Here is a 15083-nt window from a genome sequence, read left to right as displayed (position 1 = left end):
CGCCACCCCTGATCGCCGACAAGGCCCCGGACTCCGGGGCCTTGTCGTTTCCAGCCTCAATACCTGTTGGAGAAATTGGCACTGATGCGCTGGCGCAGGTATTCGGCGCCGGTGATGGGCGGATATTTCCGGCCCGGCCCCTCGATCACCGCATCCTCGTTGGCCTGGCAGAAGAAGGCCAGGCTGTAGCGGGCGCCCTGGTATTCATGGGGCAGCGGGTTGCGCACGCGGTGGAAGTTGCTGGGCAGCTGGTCGTCGCTCCAGCGCGTGAGCATGTCGCCGATGTTGCAGGTGATCACGCCTTCGACGGGGTCCACGGGCGTCCATTGCTGGCCTTCGATTTCCTTGCCCGGCAGCACCTGCAGGCCGCCCTGGCCCGCGCGCTGGAACAGCAGGGTCAGGCAGTCGAAGTCGGTGTGGGCGCCCGCACGCCACAGGCCCAGCTCGTCCTGGAGCGCGGGATCGACGGCGAAGTAGTGCAGCATGCGCAGCGTGCTCTGGTAGGCAGGCACCGAAGGGTCGTGGGCGCGCGTGAAGAAGTCCGCGTCAAAGCCCAGCTTGTAGGCAAAGCACGACAGCAGCTGCATGCCCACCTGCCAGCACTGGCGCTCGAAGCCCAGCGTGGCCTGCTGAAAGCCCGGCAGTTCCTGCTCGGTGGGCCACAGCCCGGCCATGCGCGGGCGCGTGACCTGGTAGGACTCCTTCTGGTCGGGGGTGCGCGTGGACGGCCGGATCTGGGCCTTGTGCTCCCAGCCCGCATTGCGCGACAAGGGCCATTGCGCCTTGACCTCGGGCGGCAGCGCGAACAGCTGCTCGGCACGCTCGAATGCTGCGTCGATGTCGGGCTGGGGGATGCCGTGGCCCGACACCTGGAAGAAGCCGATCTCCACCGAGGCCTGCCACAGGGCCTCGGCGATCTCGGCCTTGCGGTGCGCGAAATCGGAGATGTCGATGACGCGCACCTCGCGCGTGCGGATCTCCTCGCCCTGGCCGCCCATGCGGGCCTCCTTGGCCAGTTCGCCCAGCGCGTAATCGGAAGGCAAGGCAGGGTTGGCAAGCGTGTTCATGGTCTGTTTCCTTTGCCGCAACGGCAGTGGCAAGGGACGCGACGGCCCGGGGCCGCGCATCGCTCTTGAAGTGGTGGACAGGGCAGGGGAGGCCACCAGGCTGCCTCCCCACCCGCTTCAAGAGCAATGACCCGCGCCGGCAGGACCGGCATGCTGAACGCTTCTACTCTTGCCCATCACCCAAGCAAACAGCGCGCCAGCCCCCAACTGCCCGTAGTCCTCCCGGCCAAGTCCCATCGTGGTGCAGTTCGGCCCCAGCCCTTGGCGCCTTGCCCGCATATGGCGGGTTTTGCACCAAGCTGATGCATGCCGCTCCATGCGGTCAAAACTGGCGCGGCCCAAGCGCGGGGACGCCGAGCAAGAGCCGCCTCGCGGCGATGGCGTCGTCCCCCTCCCTCGCGAAGCGAGTAGAGAGGCGCCGTGCAACGGGGGAAGCGGCGCAGCCGCTCAGGGGGTGGTACGCACTTTGCATACAAGGACCCACGAGTAGAAGCGTTCAGCACGCGCCCTGTGCGCGTTGCCCGGAAATTGCTCATGTCGCACCGGCTGCGGGCCCTGGCCCGCCCGGTCCCATCGTTCGATCGAGGCCTGAGAGTTCCCCACCATGCAACGCCGTCATTTCATCGCCGCCCTGCCCGCCGTCTGCGCCTGCGCCGCGCTGCCGCGCGCCTTCGCCCAGGGCAAGGCGCCAATCCCGCTCAAGTTCACGCTGGACTTTCGCGTGACCTCGCAGACCGCGCCCTTCTTCGTCGCCCTGCAAAAGGGCTACTACCGCGACGAGGGCCTGGACGTGGGCATCGACGTGGGCTCGGGCTCGGTGGCATCGATCACCCGCGTGGCCAGCGGCGCCTACCAGCTGGGCCTGGGCGACATCAGTTCGCTGATCGAATTCCAGGCGCAGAACCCGGGCGCGGCGCGCGTGCAGGCGGTCTACCAGTACTACAACCGTGCGCCGTTCGCCATCATCGGTCGCAGGGACCGGGGCATCACCGGCGAGTTCGCCAGCCTCAAGGGCAAGAAGGTGGCCGCCGCCGCCGTGGAGTCCACGCGCCGCGTCTGGCCGATGGTGGCCCAGCGCCAGGGCCTGCCCGCCGACCTGTTCGCCTGGTCCACCACGGAGTTCTCGGCGCGCGACAACGTGGTGGTGCGCGGCGACGTGGATGCGGCCACCTATTTCCATGATTCGGCCGTGTCGCTGTTCGCGCGCATGCCGGCCGAGCAACTGTCGGTGCTGCGCTATACCGACGCGGGCGTGCAGCTGTACGGCAATGCCATCCTGGCCTCCAGTGCCCTGGTGGCCGAGCAGCCCGCCGTGGTGGCGGCCTTCCTTCGCGCCAGCAACCGCGCCATCCTCGAATGCCTGGCCCAGCCGGCGCTGGCCGTGGCCGCCGTGCGCCAGCGCGAGCCCATCCTGGACGAGAAGCTGGAGGCCGCGCGCTGGGCCATCACCGCCCAGTACCTGGCCGCGGCCGACACGCGCCGCCATGGGCTGGGCGATGTCGATGCCCCGTTGCTGGCCCGGCAGGTGGAGCAGGTGGGCCAGGCCTTCGGCCTGAAATCCGTGCCGTCATCGGATGCGCTGTTCAACCGGGCCCTGCTGCCGCCGCTGGCCGCCCGCATGGCCAAGGCCTGAGGAGACGGACATGAACGCTCCCCTCCCCGCACTGCCGGAACAAGCCACGCTGGATGAGCGCGACGGCCTGTACCTGCGCCGCGCCATCGCCCTGGCCGACCGGGCCCGCGAACGCGGCAACCGGCCCTTCGGCGCCCTGATCGTGGCACCCGACGGCCGCGTGCTTGCCGAGGCCTCGAACGCCAATGGCGAGAGCGGCGACTGCACGGCCCATGCCGAGCTGTCGGCCATCCGCCTGGCCAGCCCCCTGTTCGACCGTGCCCAACTGTCCGGCGCCACGCTGTATTCATCGGCCGAGCCCTGCGTGATGTGCGCGGGCGCCATCTTCTGGTCGGCCATCGGCCGCGTGGTCTACGGCATCGATGCCGTGCGCCTGCGTGCCTTCCGTGGCGAGCGCCTGGACCAGAAGGATGCCGAGCTGTCCTGCCGCGACGTGTTCGGCGCCTCGTCCCACGCCATCGAGTGCATAGGCCCGGCCCTGGTTGCCGAGGCCTCGGCGTCGCACGAGGGCGCCTGGAAGCCCTGAACCCCCTGTTTTTCATTGCCATCAGAGAGGAAGCCACCATGCAAAAACGACTGTTCCTGCACACCGTCCTGGCACTGTCCGCCAGCGCGGGCCTGGCAACAGGCCCGACACAGGCCCAGGCCGCCACGCCGCTGAAGTTCCAGCTCGACTGGCGCTTCGAGGGGCCGGCCGCCTTTTTCCTGCAACCCGCCGCCAAGGGCTATTTCAAGGAGGCGGGGCTGGACGTGGCCATCGACGCGGGCAGCGGCTCGGGCGGCGTGGTGCAGCGCGTGGCCTCGGGCGCCTATGACCTGGGCTTCGCCGACCTGGCGGCGCTGATGGAGTTCCAGGCCAACAACCCGGACATGCCCAATAAGCCGGTGGCCGTGATGATGGTCTACAACAACACGCCGGCCTCGGTGATGGCGCTCAGGAAGAGCGGCATCACGAAGACGGCCGACCTCACGGGCAAGAAGCTGGGCGCGCCGGTGTTCGACGCAGGCCGCCGGGCCTTCCCGCTGTTCGCCAAGGCCAACCAGGTCGGTGCCGTGCAGTGGACGGCCATGGACCCACCGCTGCGCGAGACCATGCTGGTGCGCGGCGACATCGATGCGATCACTGGCTTCACCTTCACCTCGCTGCTGAACCTGGAGGCGCGCGGCATCAAGGCGGCCGACGTGGTGGTCATGCCGTTCGCGGACCATGGCGTGAAGCTCTACGGCAACGCCATCATCGCCAGCCCGAAACTGATCAAGGAGAACCCGGCGGCGATCAAGGCCTTCCTGCAGGCCTTCGCCAAGGGCGCCAGGGAGGTCATCGCCAACCCGGCCGCCGCCATCGCCTACGTGAAGGAGCGCGACGGCATCGTCAATACCCAGCTGGAGACGCGCCGCCTGCAGCTGGCCATCGACACCGTGGTCAACAGCGCCGATGCGCGCGCCGAGGGCTTCGGCCAGGTCGTGCCCACGCGGCTGTCGCTCATGGCCTCGCAGGTCTCCGACGTCTACGCGACCAAGACCCGCGTGAACGCGGCCGAGGTCTGGAACGGCAGCTTCCTGCCGCCCGCCGCCGAACTGAACATCCTGCCCAAGAAATGATCTGCCGGGCGTGTCCGCCATGGGGCGGCACGCCGGCCCTTGCCCCTTGCCTGCCATGAAATCTCCCACATCCGACTCCGACCCCGGCGACTTCTTCGTGGAGTTCCGCGACGTCTGGCTTGCCTACAACGAGGAGTTGCTGCGCGCCAACCACTTCGCGGTGGAGGCCATCGACCTGCAGGTGCGGCGCGGCGAGTTCATCGCCATCGTCGGGCCCTCGGGCTGCGGCAAGTCCACCTTCATGAAGCTGACCACGGGGCTGAAGATGCCCTCCATGGGCCGCATCCTGGTGGACGGCCAGCGTGTGACCGGGCCGCTGAAGATCTCGGGCATGGCCTTCCAGGCGCCGTCCCTGCTGCCCTGGCGCACCACCGTGGACAACGTGCTGCTGCCGCTGGAGATCGTGGAGCCGCACCGTTCGCAGTTCCGCGTCAGGCGCAAGGAGTACGAGGCCCGCGCGCGTGCCCTGTTGCAGAAGGTGGGCCTGGGCGGCTTCGAGGACAAATACCCCTGGCAGCTGTCCGGCGGCATGCAGCAGCGCGCCAGCATCTGCCGCGCGCTGATCCACGAGCCCCAGATGCTGCTGCTGGACGAGCCCTTCGGCGCGCTCGATGCCTTCACGCGCGAGGAACTGTGGTGCGTGCTGCGCGACCTGCAGGCCGAGCAGGGCTTCAACGTCATCCTGGTCACGCACGACCTGCGCGAAAGCGTGTTCCTGGCCGATACCGTCTATGTGATGAGCAAGGGTCCGGGCCGCTTTGTGGTGCGTCGCGACATTGCGCTGCCGCGCCCCCGCGACCTGGAGCTGACCTATACGCGCGAGTTCACGGACATCGTGCACGAGCTGCGTGGACACATCGGCGCCATGCGCAAGAGCGGCGCGGCCATCCATCAGTAAAACCCATCCAGTCAAGCGAATCGGAATCTCTCCCCATGCACAAGAAATACGCGGAACGCTGGGCACCCTGGGTGCTTCTGGCGGCGGTCATCCTGCTGTGGCAGGTCATCTGCTCGGCCTTCGAGGTCTCGGAGTTCATCTTTCCCAGTCCCTGGGCCATCGGCAAACAGCTGGCCGAGTTCAGCGGCATCATCGCCGCCCATGCCTGGCGCACCTACTGGGTGACGATGGCGGGCTTCGGCCTGGCCATCGTCGTGGGCGTGCTGCTGGGCTTTCTGATCGGCTCCTCGCGCCTGGCCTATGCGGCCTTCTATCCGCTGATGACGGCCTTCAATGCCCTGCCCAAGGCGGCCTTCGTGCCCATCCTGGTGGTGTGGTTCGGCATTGGCGCGGGCCCGGCCATCCTCACGGCCTTTCTGATCAGCTTCTTCCCCATCATGGTCAACATCGCCACGGGCCTGGCCACGCTGGAGCCCGAGCTGGAGGATGTGCTGCGCGTGCTGGGAGCGCGCCGCTGGGACGTGCTGATCAAGGTGGGCCTGCCGCGCTCCATGCCGTACTTCTACGGCTCGCTCAAGGTGGCGATCACGCTGGCCTTCGTGGGCACCACGGTCAGCGAGATGACGGCGGCCAACGAGGGCATCGGCTACCTGCTGGTGTCGGCCGGCTCATCCATGCAGATGGGACTGGCCTTCGCGGGCCTGATCGTGGTGGGTGCCATGGCCATGGCCATGTACGAGCTGTTCAGCGTGGTCGAGAAGCGCACCACGGGATGGGCCCACCGGGGCTCCCAGGGCGAGTGAGGGAGAATCCGGCCATGACGCCTCTGACCGACGAACAGGCCGCCCGCCAGCTGCGGCGCGCGGGCGCCGTGGCCGAACGGGCCATGGCCATGGGCCGCCACCCCTTCGGCGCGCTGCTGCTGGCGCCCGACGGCGAGACCGTGCTGGCCGAGCAGGGCAACATCGACACCGTGAACCACGCCGAAGCCACGCTGGCGCGCACGGCGGCAGCCAACTATCCGGGCGCCTACCTGGCGCAGTGCACCCTGGTCACGACCTTCGAGCCCTGCGCCATGTGCGCTGGCACCATCTACTGGGCCGGCATAGGCCGCGTGCTCTACGGCGCCGAGGAAACGGACCTGCTGGCGCTGACCGGCAGCCATCCCGAGAACCCCACGCTGTCCCTGCCCTGCCGCGAGGTCTTCGCGCGCGGCCAGCGCGTGGTCCAGGTGACCGGCCCGGTGGCCACCGTGCGCCAGGAGATGCTGCAGCCCCACCGGGGCTTCTGGCAGCAGCGCTGAAGACGGCCGGTCAGCTGCGGCAGCCGGCCAGGGCGTCCAGGGGCTTCTGGTAGGTGGGGCTGGCCACGTCCAGCAGGCCCAGTGTCGTGTGATAGAGGTTGTCGTGCGACAGCGGCGCATCGAGCTGTCCGCGCACGCAGCGCTCGGACACGCCCGTGCGCGCGCCCAGGTTGCCCAGCCAGGCGACCATGGGAATGTGCTTTTGTTCGTCCGGCGCCATGGCGTAGGGCATGCCGTGCAGGTAGATGCCCATCTCGCCCAGGGATTCTCCATGGTCCGACATGTAGATCATGCCGGTCTGGTACTGCGACTGCCGGGCGGCCAGCCAGTCGATGGTCTGCGACAGGAAATGGTCGTTGTAGCGGATGGAGTTGTCGTAGACGTTGACCACCTGCTCGCGCGTGCAGCTGGACAGCGCATTGGTCAGGCACTCGGGCTGGAAGGGCTTGGTCTCGGGCGTGGAGCGCTTGTAGTAGGCCGGGCCATGGCTGCCCATCTCGTGCATGACCAGCACCACGCCGCGTTCGCGGCGCTCGCGCGGCAGGGCCTCGATGCGTTCGTCCAGGCCGCTGAGCAGGATGCCGTCCAGGCATTCCCCGTCGGAGGAGCACAGCGCCTTGCCGTCGGCGGTGCCCAGGCGGTCGGCCGTGCTGGTGTTGGGAATGCGTTCGCACACGCCCTTGCAGCCGGCCTGGTTGTCTATCCACAGCACGGCCAGGCCGGCGTTGTACAGCACGTCGACGAGGTTGTCGTAGTCCACCTTGCTCTTGTAGAAGCCCGCGCGGCCGAGGTGGGAGAACATGCAGGGAACGGATTCGCGCGTGCTGGTGCCGCAGGAGGTGACATTGCTCCAGTTGAGCACCTGCCGCTTGGCCAGCTCCGGCGTGGTGTCGCGCGCGTAGCCGTTGAGGCCCCAGTTGGCGGCGCGGGCCGTCTCGCCCACCACGATCACGAACAGCGGAGGCTTGCGCTCGGCCGCGTAGGTGGCGCCCAGCGTGGCACCGGCGGCGATGCTGGCGAAGGGGCGCTTGGGCCGAAGGATGGGCTTGAGCGCGGCGTCCAGCGTGGCCAGCACGGGGCTGACGGGGTTGAGCATGTGGCGCATCCAGAGGTTGTTGCGGATCACGGGCGCCAGCTCCCGGTACGAGGCGAAGACGGAGACCGCCACCAGCAGCAGCGCGGCGGCCAGCAGTGTCAGCGTGCGCAGCACCGTCTGCGTCGAACTGCGAGGGCGACTGACGCGCAGCCGCAGCAGCCAGGCCGTGGGCAGGCCGGCGACCAGCAGCAGCTGCAGCAGCAGGTGGGGGTTGAACAGGTCGCTGCTCTCGCGCCAGTCGGTCTGCAGGATGTTGTTGACCATGCCGCCGTCCATCACGGTGCCATAGGCCACCATGAAGTACTGGGCGCCGCCGGCCACCAGCAGCAGGGCGATCCATAGCGGCTTCATGCCGCGCGGCCAGGCCGTCAGCGACAGCAGCAGCAGGATGCCGCCCAGGCCCAGGGGCAGCAGCCGCAGCAGCAGGGGCAGCAAGCCGCCGTCATAGCCTTCCAGGTGGGGCAGGCGCAGCCACAGCGCCCAGTTGGTGGTCAGCAGCAGCCACAACGAGAGCACGATCACCACGGCTTGCGGGGAGCGCGGCGCGCTCCAGACCTTGCGCAGCCCCTCCAGGATGCGAGCCGGGCCAGGCGTGCGCAGGGACGAATCGGCGCCAGGCAGGCGCGCGGGGGCGGTCAGACGATGGGACATCGCGCCAGCGTAGAATTTCAAGCTTAAGAACATCTGAACCCCGCGTTCAGCTTGCGTTCAGCTTGTGCTGCGCGGCAGCACCGTCCGAGATGGCCCCCGGGGGCGTCCATACGTTCAGACATCCATGCGAATCCTGCTGGTCGAAGACGACGAGGCCCTGGCCCAGGCCGTCAGCAGCTACCTGCGTTCCAAGTCCTTCCTGATCGACAGCGTGCCTTCGCTGGAGCAGGCGCGGGCCTGCCTGGCCGGCGCCAGCTACGCGGCCGTGCTGCTGGACCTGCACCTGGCCGATGGCGACGGCCTGGCGCTCATGCCCACGCTGCGCCGCCTGGCCCAGCCGCCCGTGACCATCGTGCTGACGGCGCGCGACCAGGTCAGCGACCGCATCCGGGGGCTGGACGCCGGTGCCGACGACTACCTGGTCAAGCCCTACGACCCCGAGGAGCTGCTGGCCCGCCTGCGTGCCATCAGCCGGCGTGGCGGCGGCCTGCAGGGTGGGCAGGACGCCGTGCTGCGCCTGGGCACCCTGGAGATCGACCTGGCCCGGCAGATGGTGCGTGACGGGGGCCGCACCCTGCTGCTCACGCCCAAGGAGTGGGCGCTGCTGCGCGTGTTCACGGCCCAGCCCGGTCGCGTGCATGCGCGCGAGCATCTGCTCGATGCGCTCTACGGCTTCGACGCCGAGGCGGACAGCAACACGCTGGAGGTGTTCATCAGCCGGCTGCGCCGCAAGCTCGGGCGCGAGCGCATCCTGACCGTGCGCGGCACGGGCTACCGGCTGGCCGTCGAACATGGATGAGCCGGTGCGCTACAGCCTGGCGCTGCCGCCGCGCCTGGCCGACCAGCTGGCCCGCGAGCTGACGCTGGCGCTGGCCGCCGTCTGGATGGTCTGCCTGCTGGCCCTGGCCTGGTATGTCAGCCACATCGTGCACCGCAACTTCGACCAGGAGATGGTGGACAGCGCCCACCGCCTGCTGGAGGTGGCCGTGCACCAGCTGGAGCAGCAGGACCACTCCAGCGATGGCGTACAGCATCCCCACGTGGCCCGGCAGCCCGGCGACGAAGCCGAGGATCTGGTCTACCAGTTGCAGGACCGCCATGGCAATGTGCTGCTGCGCACCCAGGCTGCGCCCGTCGCGGCCTTTCCCGTGCCCATGCGCGAGGGCTTCCATGAACGCGAGGGCTGGCGTATCTATGTGGTCGCACATCCCCGCCAGCCCCTGTTCCTGACGCTGGCCGACCCCATGGTCGAGCGCAGCGAGGCATTGCAGCGCGCACTGCTGGCGCTGGGATCGGTCATGCTGGTGACGCTGGTCCTGATGGGCTGGGTGTTGCGCGCCACCGCACGCCGGCGCCTGCGCGTGCTGCGCGACATGCAGCTGCAACTGAGCGAGCGTGGGGGCGCCAACCTGGAGCCACTGGACCTGGCGGCCATGCCGCGCGAGCTGTGGCGGCTGGGCCGGGGCATCAACCACCTGATGCAGCGCCTGTCGCACGCGCTGCAGGTCGAGCGCTCGATGGCGGCCAATGCGGCCCATGAGTTGCGCACGCCGCTGGCGGTGGCCACGCTGCGTCTGCAGACGGCCCTGGACAAGGGAGTGGACAACGCGGATGTGCGCGCCGCCCACGCGGCGCTGGAGCGGCTGCGCCAGCGCACCGAGAAGCTGCTGCAGCTCTCGCGCGCGGCCTCCGGTTCGGCGCTGGCCCAGGACGATGTGCGCCTGGACGCGCTGGCCAGCATGGTCGCCTCCGAGTTCTGGCAGCAGTCGGAGTCCACGCAGCTGCGGCTGGATGTGGTGCTGCCCGAGCAGCCCTGCGGGCCCGTGGCCGGCGACGTGGACACGCTGGCCATCGCCTTGCGCAACCTCGTGGAGAACGCGCTGCGCTACAGCGAAGGCTCCGAGGTGCTGCTGGAGGTCTGCGACAGCCGCACCGTGCAGGTGCGCGACGAGGGGCCGGGCATGAATGCGACGGCGCTGGGCACGGCGCGCGAGCGGCATGTGCGCCATGTGGACGAGTTGCGCATGCCCCAGGGCGCGATGCGCGAACTGGCGTCGCCGGGCTATGGGCTGGGCCTGTCCATCGTGTCGATGATCGTGGCCCGGCATGGCGGCCGGCTGGAGCTGCAGTCGCCGCCGCCCGGCAGTGCCAGCGGCCTGCTGGCGCGCATTCACCTGCCTGGCGCGGAACCCTCCCGGGACGCCGACGCGCCGTCCTGATCCCGGGCGCAGGCGGGCGGGACCGGCGCGCCCGCCGGCATGTGGGCGCACAGCCGGGCGGTGCGCTGCGCCACGGGCAGGTCGGCCCACTGCCGGACCTCGGCATAGAAGCGCTGCCAGCCCTTGGCCGAGTCGCCACCGGCCTGCCGCCGGGCTTCGTTCCACAGCACGGTGAAGGCAGGCACCCAGTCGTCGTAGGCGGCCAGCGCGCCGAAGCTGGCATTGTTGGCCTCGGCCACCCACCGGTCCATGCGCGCCTGGTGGCGGGCGTATTGCTGGCGCTGGGCCTCGGTGGCCAGCAGCGCGGCGTCCGCATGGCGCCATTGCTCGCGCAGCGTGGCGTAGTCCTCGCGGAACTGGCGGTAGATGCCGGCCTTGGCCTGTTCCATGTCGGCGCCGCGCAATGCCGGGTCCTGGAACAGCTGCTGCAGCGCCTGGCGCGTGCGTCCCGTCAGCGCGCGCCACTGCGTGCGGCGTGACTGGCCCGCCTCCCAGCGCGCCCGAGCGCCGGGGCTGGCCTCGGTTTCCAGCCACAGGGGCGTGCCCAGCCGCTCCACGGCGGTGGCGAAGGATTCGTTGAAGGCCGTGTCGCCGGCCACGTAGACGACCTGGTGGGCCAGCTCGTGGAACAGCAGGCCTGCGAATTCGCCCTCGCCCCAGCCGACGAAGGTGTTGAGCAACGGGTCGCCGCCCAGCCAGTTCAGGTAGCCCAGCGTGGAGTAGGCGGGCACGCCGTAGGTGCTGGACTCCAGGCCCTGTCCGGCCAGTTGCCGCGCCTGGGCGATGGCGTCGGCTTCGGCGAAATAGCCGCGGTAGCCCACGCAGCCGGCCACGGGGAAGCACCAGCGGTGCAGCTCCAGGCTGTCGTGCGGTGCGGCCACCACGTTCCACACCGCGAAGGGCCGCTGAAGGTCGGCGTAGCGCCGGTAGCTGGCGTTGTCGGGCAGGCCCAGGCGGTCCACGGCGAAGCTGCGCATGCGCTGTGCGGAACGCAGGCGCTCGCGCAGCGCGGGAGCAAGGTCCGCATCCTGCAGCCACTCGTCAATGGGGCGGCTGGCCTGCAGCAGGTGCAGTTGCCCGCGCAGGCTCTGCCAGTAGTAACCCATTCCGTCACCGGCGCCCCGGGTGGCGCAGCCGCCCAGCAGCAGGCCTAAGCCCACCAAAAACGCAGGCAAGCCACGCCTGACTACACTCAAGCCTTCACGCACCCCTGGCCTCCTTGCTGCTTTCATGGACTTCTTCACGCTGGCGATCATTGTCTTCATCGCAATCTACCTGCTCAAGACACAGGAACAGCGCCGGCATACCCTTTTGCTGGCCCAATATCTGGGGCGGTTTCAGATCGAGAAGCTGATGGGGGGGCTGATCGAAGGCTATCTGCGCGCCCTGGGCGAGAGCGACGAGCAGCGCCGTGCCCAGATCTGGACCGTGCTGGACAACACCGAGGCCAGCCTGGCCGAGCAGTTCCAGCGCTTCGCCAAGGAACTGGCCACGGCCGAGCCGCAGCGCACGCGCGTGAACACGCTGCCGCTGGCGCTGCCCTACCTGGACCGGCTGTTCCCGTCGTCGGGCTTCGACCTGCGCGAAGCGATGCAGCTGCATGCGCGCGGCATCGCCGCCGTGCGCGTGGCCGACAGCGCCAACGAGGACGAGCGCCGCGCGCGCGCCTTCATGATGACGGCCGAGCTGTTGCTCATGCAGTACACCTGCCATTGGTTTTGCAAATCGCGGGCCGTCGCATCCTTGCGGCTGGTCGCTCGCCACAAGACACCCTTCGAGCAAGTGCTTGCTTCGGTGTCCGCCCAGACCCGGCGCGACTATCAGCAGCTGATTTCCTGAGGGAAAGCGTCCGGCGAGATGGCGCCGGGCCTTGCTGCACGCGGTCCTGGCCGCGGTTGACGCAGTGCATGATGCTGTCAAGAATGAACAGCATGACACAAGTGCTGAGCTCCATCGAGGCGCGGCTGGCGTCTCTTCCCGTTTCCGTGGCCGTGGTCCTGCCGTCCGGGCAGCGCGCCGGGCCTGCGGATGCCCAGGTGGTCCTGCATTTCCAGAGCCTGGCGGCCATGGCCAGCCTGGCCGCAGGACAGATCGGCACCCTGGGCAGCGCGGTCGTCGAAGGGCTGGTGCAGGTCGAAGGCCGCATGCGCGACGTGATGGCGGCCGCGGCCAGCCTGCTGCAGGCCGACCCGGTGCGTGGCACTTCCCACTGGTGGGTCCACGCCATGGCCCGCATGCGCTCCATGGCCGCGCACACGCTGGCGCGCGATGCCCGGCAGGTCCAGTTCCACTACGACATCTCCGACGACTTCTACGGCCTGTGGCTGGATCCGAGGCGTGTCTATTCCTGCGCCTATTTCCGCGATCCGCAGATGACGCTGGCCCAGGCCCAGGAAGCGAAGCTGGACCACATCTGCCGCAAGCTCGACCTGCGGCCCGGCGAGCGTTTCCTGGACATCGGCGCGGGCTGGGGTGCGCTGCTGCTGTGGGCGGCGGAGCACTACGGCGTCACGGCCACGGGCATCACGCTCTCGCACAACCAGCACCGCCACGTGCAGCGGCTGATCGCCGAACGCGGGCTGCAGGACCGCGTGGACATGCAACTGCTCGACTACCGCGCGCTGGCACCCGGCCAGCCTTTCGACAAGATCGGCTCGGTGGGCATGTTCGAGCATGTGGGCCAGGCCCAGCTGCCCGAGTATTTCCAGGCCGTGCACCGCCTGCTGCGGCCCGGCGGCCTGGCCCTCATCCATGGCATCACGGCCGGGGGGGTGGACAACACCCAGCTGGGCGCCGGCATGGGCGAGTTCATCGACCGCTACATCTTCCCGGGCGGCGAGCTCATGCATGTGAGCCGCGTGCTGCACGACATGGGCCACAGCGGCCTGGAGATGGTGGACACCGAGAACCTGCGCCCCCACTACGCGCGCACGCTGTGGAACTGGTCCGACGCGCTGGAGGCGCAGCTGCCCGAGGCACAGCGCATCCTGGAGGCGCACGCGGATGCCGAGGGCGCCGCCAAGGTGCTGCGCGCCTACCGCCTCTACCTTGCCGGCTGTGCCATGGGATTCGAGCGTGGCTGGATCGCCCTGCACCAGATGCTGTGCACGCATCCCGACGGCCGGCTGGAGACCGGGTCCATGGTCGGTGCGCAATCGGGCTATGCTTTCAACCGCGAGTACATGTACCGCTGAAAGGATTGCCATGCTCTACAAGTTCAAATCCCGCGCCACCGCCGACGTCATCATGCTCGAGTCCAACGGGCGCCAGGTCCTGGAGATCATCGGCAAGACGCCGGGGGCCAGCGGCATCATCACGGCCCAGCAGATCCCGGCCGCCATCGAGGCGCTGGAAGCGGCCGTGGCCGACGACGATGCCCGCCGCAAGGCCCGCTCCGACGAGTCGGCACAGGAGGGCGGCCAGGACGATGCGGCTCTGGCCGATGCCGTCAGTCTGCGCCAGCGCGCCGCGCCCATGATCGACATGCTGCGCCGCAGTGCCGCCGAGGGCCGCGACGTCACCTGGTGACCGGCCTGACGGCGAGAGGGTGGCCTGACGGCCTGCTCAGGCGTTGACGCCCTTCATGCCTTCCTCCGTATAGCGCTGCCCGGCCACGGGCAGTTCGTCGCTGGCGCGCCGCAACTCGTCCAGCTCGGCGGGCGACAGCGTGATCGACAGCGCTCCCAGGTTGTCCTGCAGGTGGGCAATGCGCCGGGTGCCCGGGATGGGCACTACGTCCGGCCCCTGCGCCAGCAGCCAGGCCAGGGCCACTTGGGCGGCCGAGCAGCCCTTGCGCCGTGCCAGGGCGGACACCCCCTCGACCAGCGCCTGGTTGGTGTCGATGTTGCCGGGCTGAAAGCGCGGCAGGCTGGCCCGGAAATCGCCTTCCTCGAAGGCCGTTCCGCCATGAAAGCGCCCTGTGAGAAAGCCGCGCCCCAGCGGCGAATAGGCCACCAGGCCCACGCCCAGCTCGCGGCATGCGGGCAGCACTTCGTGCTCCACCTCGCGCGTCCATAGCGAGTACTCGGTCTGCACGGCCGTGACCGGGTGCACGGCATGGGCGCGCCGCAGCGTGGCCGCGCTGACCTCGCACAGGCCGATGCGGGCGATCTTGCCTTCCTGCACGAGCCGGGCCAGGCCTTCCATGGTCTCCTCGATGGGCCGGGCCGCATCGATGCGGTGCACGTAGTACAGGTCGATGCGCTCCACGCCCAGGCGGCGCAGCGAATCCTCGCAGCTTTGCCGGGCGTACTGCGGGCTGTTGTCCAGGCTGCGCCGGTACTCGCCGGCCTTGCGCACGATGCCGAACTTGGTGGCGATCTTCACGCGCGGCCGGCGCGAGGCCAGGAACCGGCCGATCAGCTCTTCATTGTGGTGCGGCCCGTAGATGTCGGCCGTGTCCAGGAAATCGATGCCGGCATCGACGGCGTGGCCCAGCGCCTGCAGCGCCAGGGCATCGTCGCGCGGGCCATAGAACTCGCTCATGCCCATGCAGCCCAGGCCCAGGGCGGATATCGACAGATCGTGGCCAAGCGTGCGTTGTTGCATTGCACTTCCTCCTGCTGAAACAAGGCCGCAGTATGGTTTTTCCGCGCAGGCCTGCCTACTGCGAAA

The 15083-nt window shown here is 69.2% G+C and carries 15 protein-coding genes; 11 read left to right on the top strand and 4 right to left on the bottom strand.

Features of this window, described 5'->3' with window-relative positions:
* Positions 1-56 precede the first annotated feature (56 nt).
* Positions 57-1067, bottom strand: coding sequence for an isopenicillin N synthase family dioxygenase (locus L1Z78_RS25145; RefSeq protein WP_234639054.1), 1011 nt, complete (start codon positions 1065-1067; stop codon positions 57-59).
* 604 nt (positions 1068-1671) lie between these two features.
* On the opposite strand from L1Z78_RS25145, the gene L1Z78_RS25140 reads away from it, so the two are divergent.
* The 6 genes from L1Z78_RS25140 to L1Z78_RS25115 are packed head-to-tail and all read left to right on the top strand — an operon-like array spanning position 1672 to position 6503.
* Complete coding sequence (locus L1Z78_RS25140) at positions 1672-2700, top strand: ABC transporter substrate-binding protein (protein ID WP_234639053.1); 1029 nt, start codon at positions 1672-1674, stop codon at positions 2698-2700.
* Between the two features lie 10 nt (positions 2701-2710).
* Complete coding sequence (locus L1Z78_RS25135) at positions 2711-3226, top strand: nucleoside deaminase (RefSeq protein ID WP_234639052.1); 516 nt, start codon at positions 2711-2713, stop codon at positions 3224-3226.
* Between the two features lie 38 nt (positions 3227-3264).
* Positions 3265-4302 carry an ABC transporter substrate-binding protein gene (locus L1Z78_RS25130; RefSeq protein ID WP_234639051.1) on the top strand — a complete coding sequence of 346 codons (1038 nt, stop codon included), beginning with the start codon at positions 3265-3267 and terminating at the stop codon, positions 4300-4302.
* A 55-nt stretch (positions 4303-4357) separates the two neighbouring features.
* Positions 4358-5200 (top strand): ABC transporter ATP-binding protein, encoded by an 843-nt coding sequence (locus tag L1Z78_RS25125; protein WP_234639050.1) that lies wholly within the window; start codon positions 4358-4360, stop codon positions 5198-5200.
* Between the two features lie 35 nt (positions 5201-5235).
* Positions 5236-6003 carry an ABC transporter permease gene (locus tag L1Z78_RS25120; RefSeq protein ID WP_234639049.1) on the top strand — a complete coding sequence of 256 codons (768 nt, stop codon included), beginning with the start codon at positions 5236-5238 and terminating at the stop codon, positions 6001-6003.
* Between the two features lie 14 nt (positions 6004-6017).
* On the top strand, positions 6018-6503 hold the full coding sequence (locus tag L1Z78_RS25115) for a nucleoside deaminase (protein WP_234639048.1): 486 nt from the start codon (positions 6018-6020) through the stop codon (positions 6501-6503).
* Between the two features lie 10 nt (positions 6504-6513).
* Here the strand turns inward: L1Z78_RS25115 and L1Z78_RS25110 are convergent, their stop codons facing one another.
* A complete protein-coding gene (locus tag L1Z78_RS25110; protein ID WP_234639047.1) occupies positions 6514-8250 on the bottom strand; it encodes a phosphoethanolamine transferase in 1737 nt (578 codons plus the stop codon).
* A 124-nt stretch (positions 8251-8374) separates the two neighbouring features.
* On the opposite strand from L1Z78_RS25110, the gene L1Z78_RS25105 reads away from it, so the two are divergent.
* Both L1Z78_RS25105 and L1Z78_RS25100 read left to right on the top strand, forming a co-directional pair.
* The gene (locus tag L1Z78_RS25105; RefSeq protein WP_234639046.1) at positions 8375-9049 is read left to right on the top strand and encodes a response regulator transcription factor; all 675 of its coding nucleotides are present in this window, start codon (positions 8375-8377) and stop codon (positions 9047-9049) included.
* Positions 9042-10469, top strand: coding sequence for a sensor histidine kinase (locus tag L1Z78_RS25100; protein ID WP_234639045.1), 1428 nt, complete (start codon positions 9042-9044; stop codon positions 10467-10469). Before L1Z78_RS25105 ends, L1Z78_RS25100 begins: the two co-directional genes overlap by 8 nt.
* On the opposite strand, the gene L1Z78_RS25095 is transcribed toward L1Z78_RS25100, so the two are convergent.
* Positions 10421-11677, bottom strand: a complete 1257-nt coding sequence (locus L1Z78_RS25095; protein ID WP_234642263.1) for an aminopeptidase — start codon at positions 11675-11677, stop codon at positions 10421-10423. The genes L1Z78_RS25100 and L1Z78_RS25095 overlap by 49 nt on opposite strands.
* A gap of 22 nt (positions 11678-11699) precedes the next feature.
* On the opposite strand from L1Z78_RS25095, the gene L1Z78_RS25090 reads away from it, so the two are divergent.
* From L1Z78_RS25090 to L1Z78_RS25080, 3 genes are all read left to right on the top strand, one after another.
* Complete coding sequence (locus L1Z78_RS25090; RefSeq protein ID WP_234639044.1) at positions 11700-12308, top strand: hypothetical protein; 609 nt, start codon at positions 11700-11702, stop codon at positions 12306-12308.
* A gap of 92 nt (positions 12309-12400) precedes the next feature.
* Positions 12401-13663, top strand: a complete 1263-nt coding sequence (locus L1Z78_RS25085) for a class I SAM-dependent methyltransferase (RefSeq protein ID WP_418921651.1) — start codon at positions 12401-12403, stop codon at positions 13661-13663.
* A gap of 10 nt (positions 13664-13673) precedes the next feature.
* On the top strand, positions 13674-13997 hold the full coding sequence (locus L1Z78_RS25080) for a DUF1840 domain-containing protein (protein WP_234639042.1): 324 nt from the start codon (positions 13674-13676) through the stop codon (positions 13995-13997).
* A 36-nt stretch (positions 13998-14033) separates the two neighbouring features.
* On the opposite strand, the gene L1Z78_RS25075 is transcribed toward L1Z78_RS25080, so the two are convergent.
* Positions 14034-15017 (bottom strand): aldo/keto reductase, encoded by a 984-nt coding sequence (locus L1Z78_RS25075; protein WP_234639041.1) that lies wholly within the window; start codon positions 15015-15017, stop codon positions 14034-14036.
* Between the last annotated feature and the right edge of the window lie 66 nt (positions 15018-15083).

Origin of the sequence: Delftia tsuruhatensis (genome assembly GCF_903815225.1) — a bacterium.
Taxonomy (GTDB): Bacteria; Pseudomonadota; Gammaproteobacteria; order Burkholderiales; family Burkholderiaceae_C; genus Comamonas; species Comamonas tsuruhatensis_A.
The sequence above is the reverse complement of the archived record's forward strand: the minus strand, read 5'-3'. Positions and strand labels throughout refer to the sequence as shown.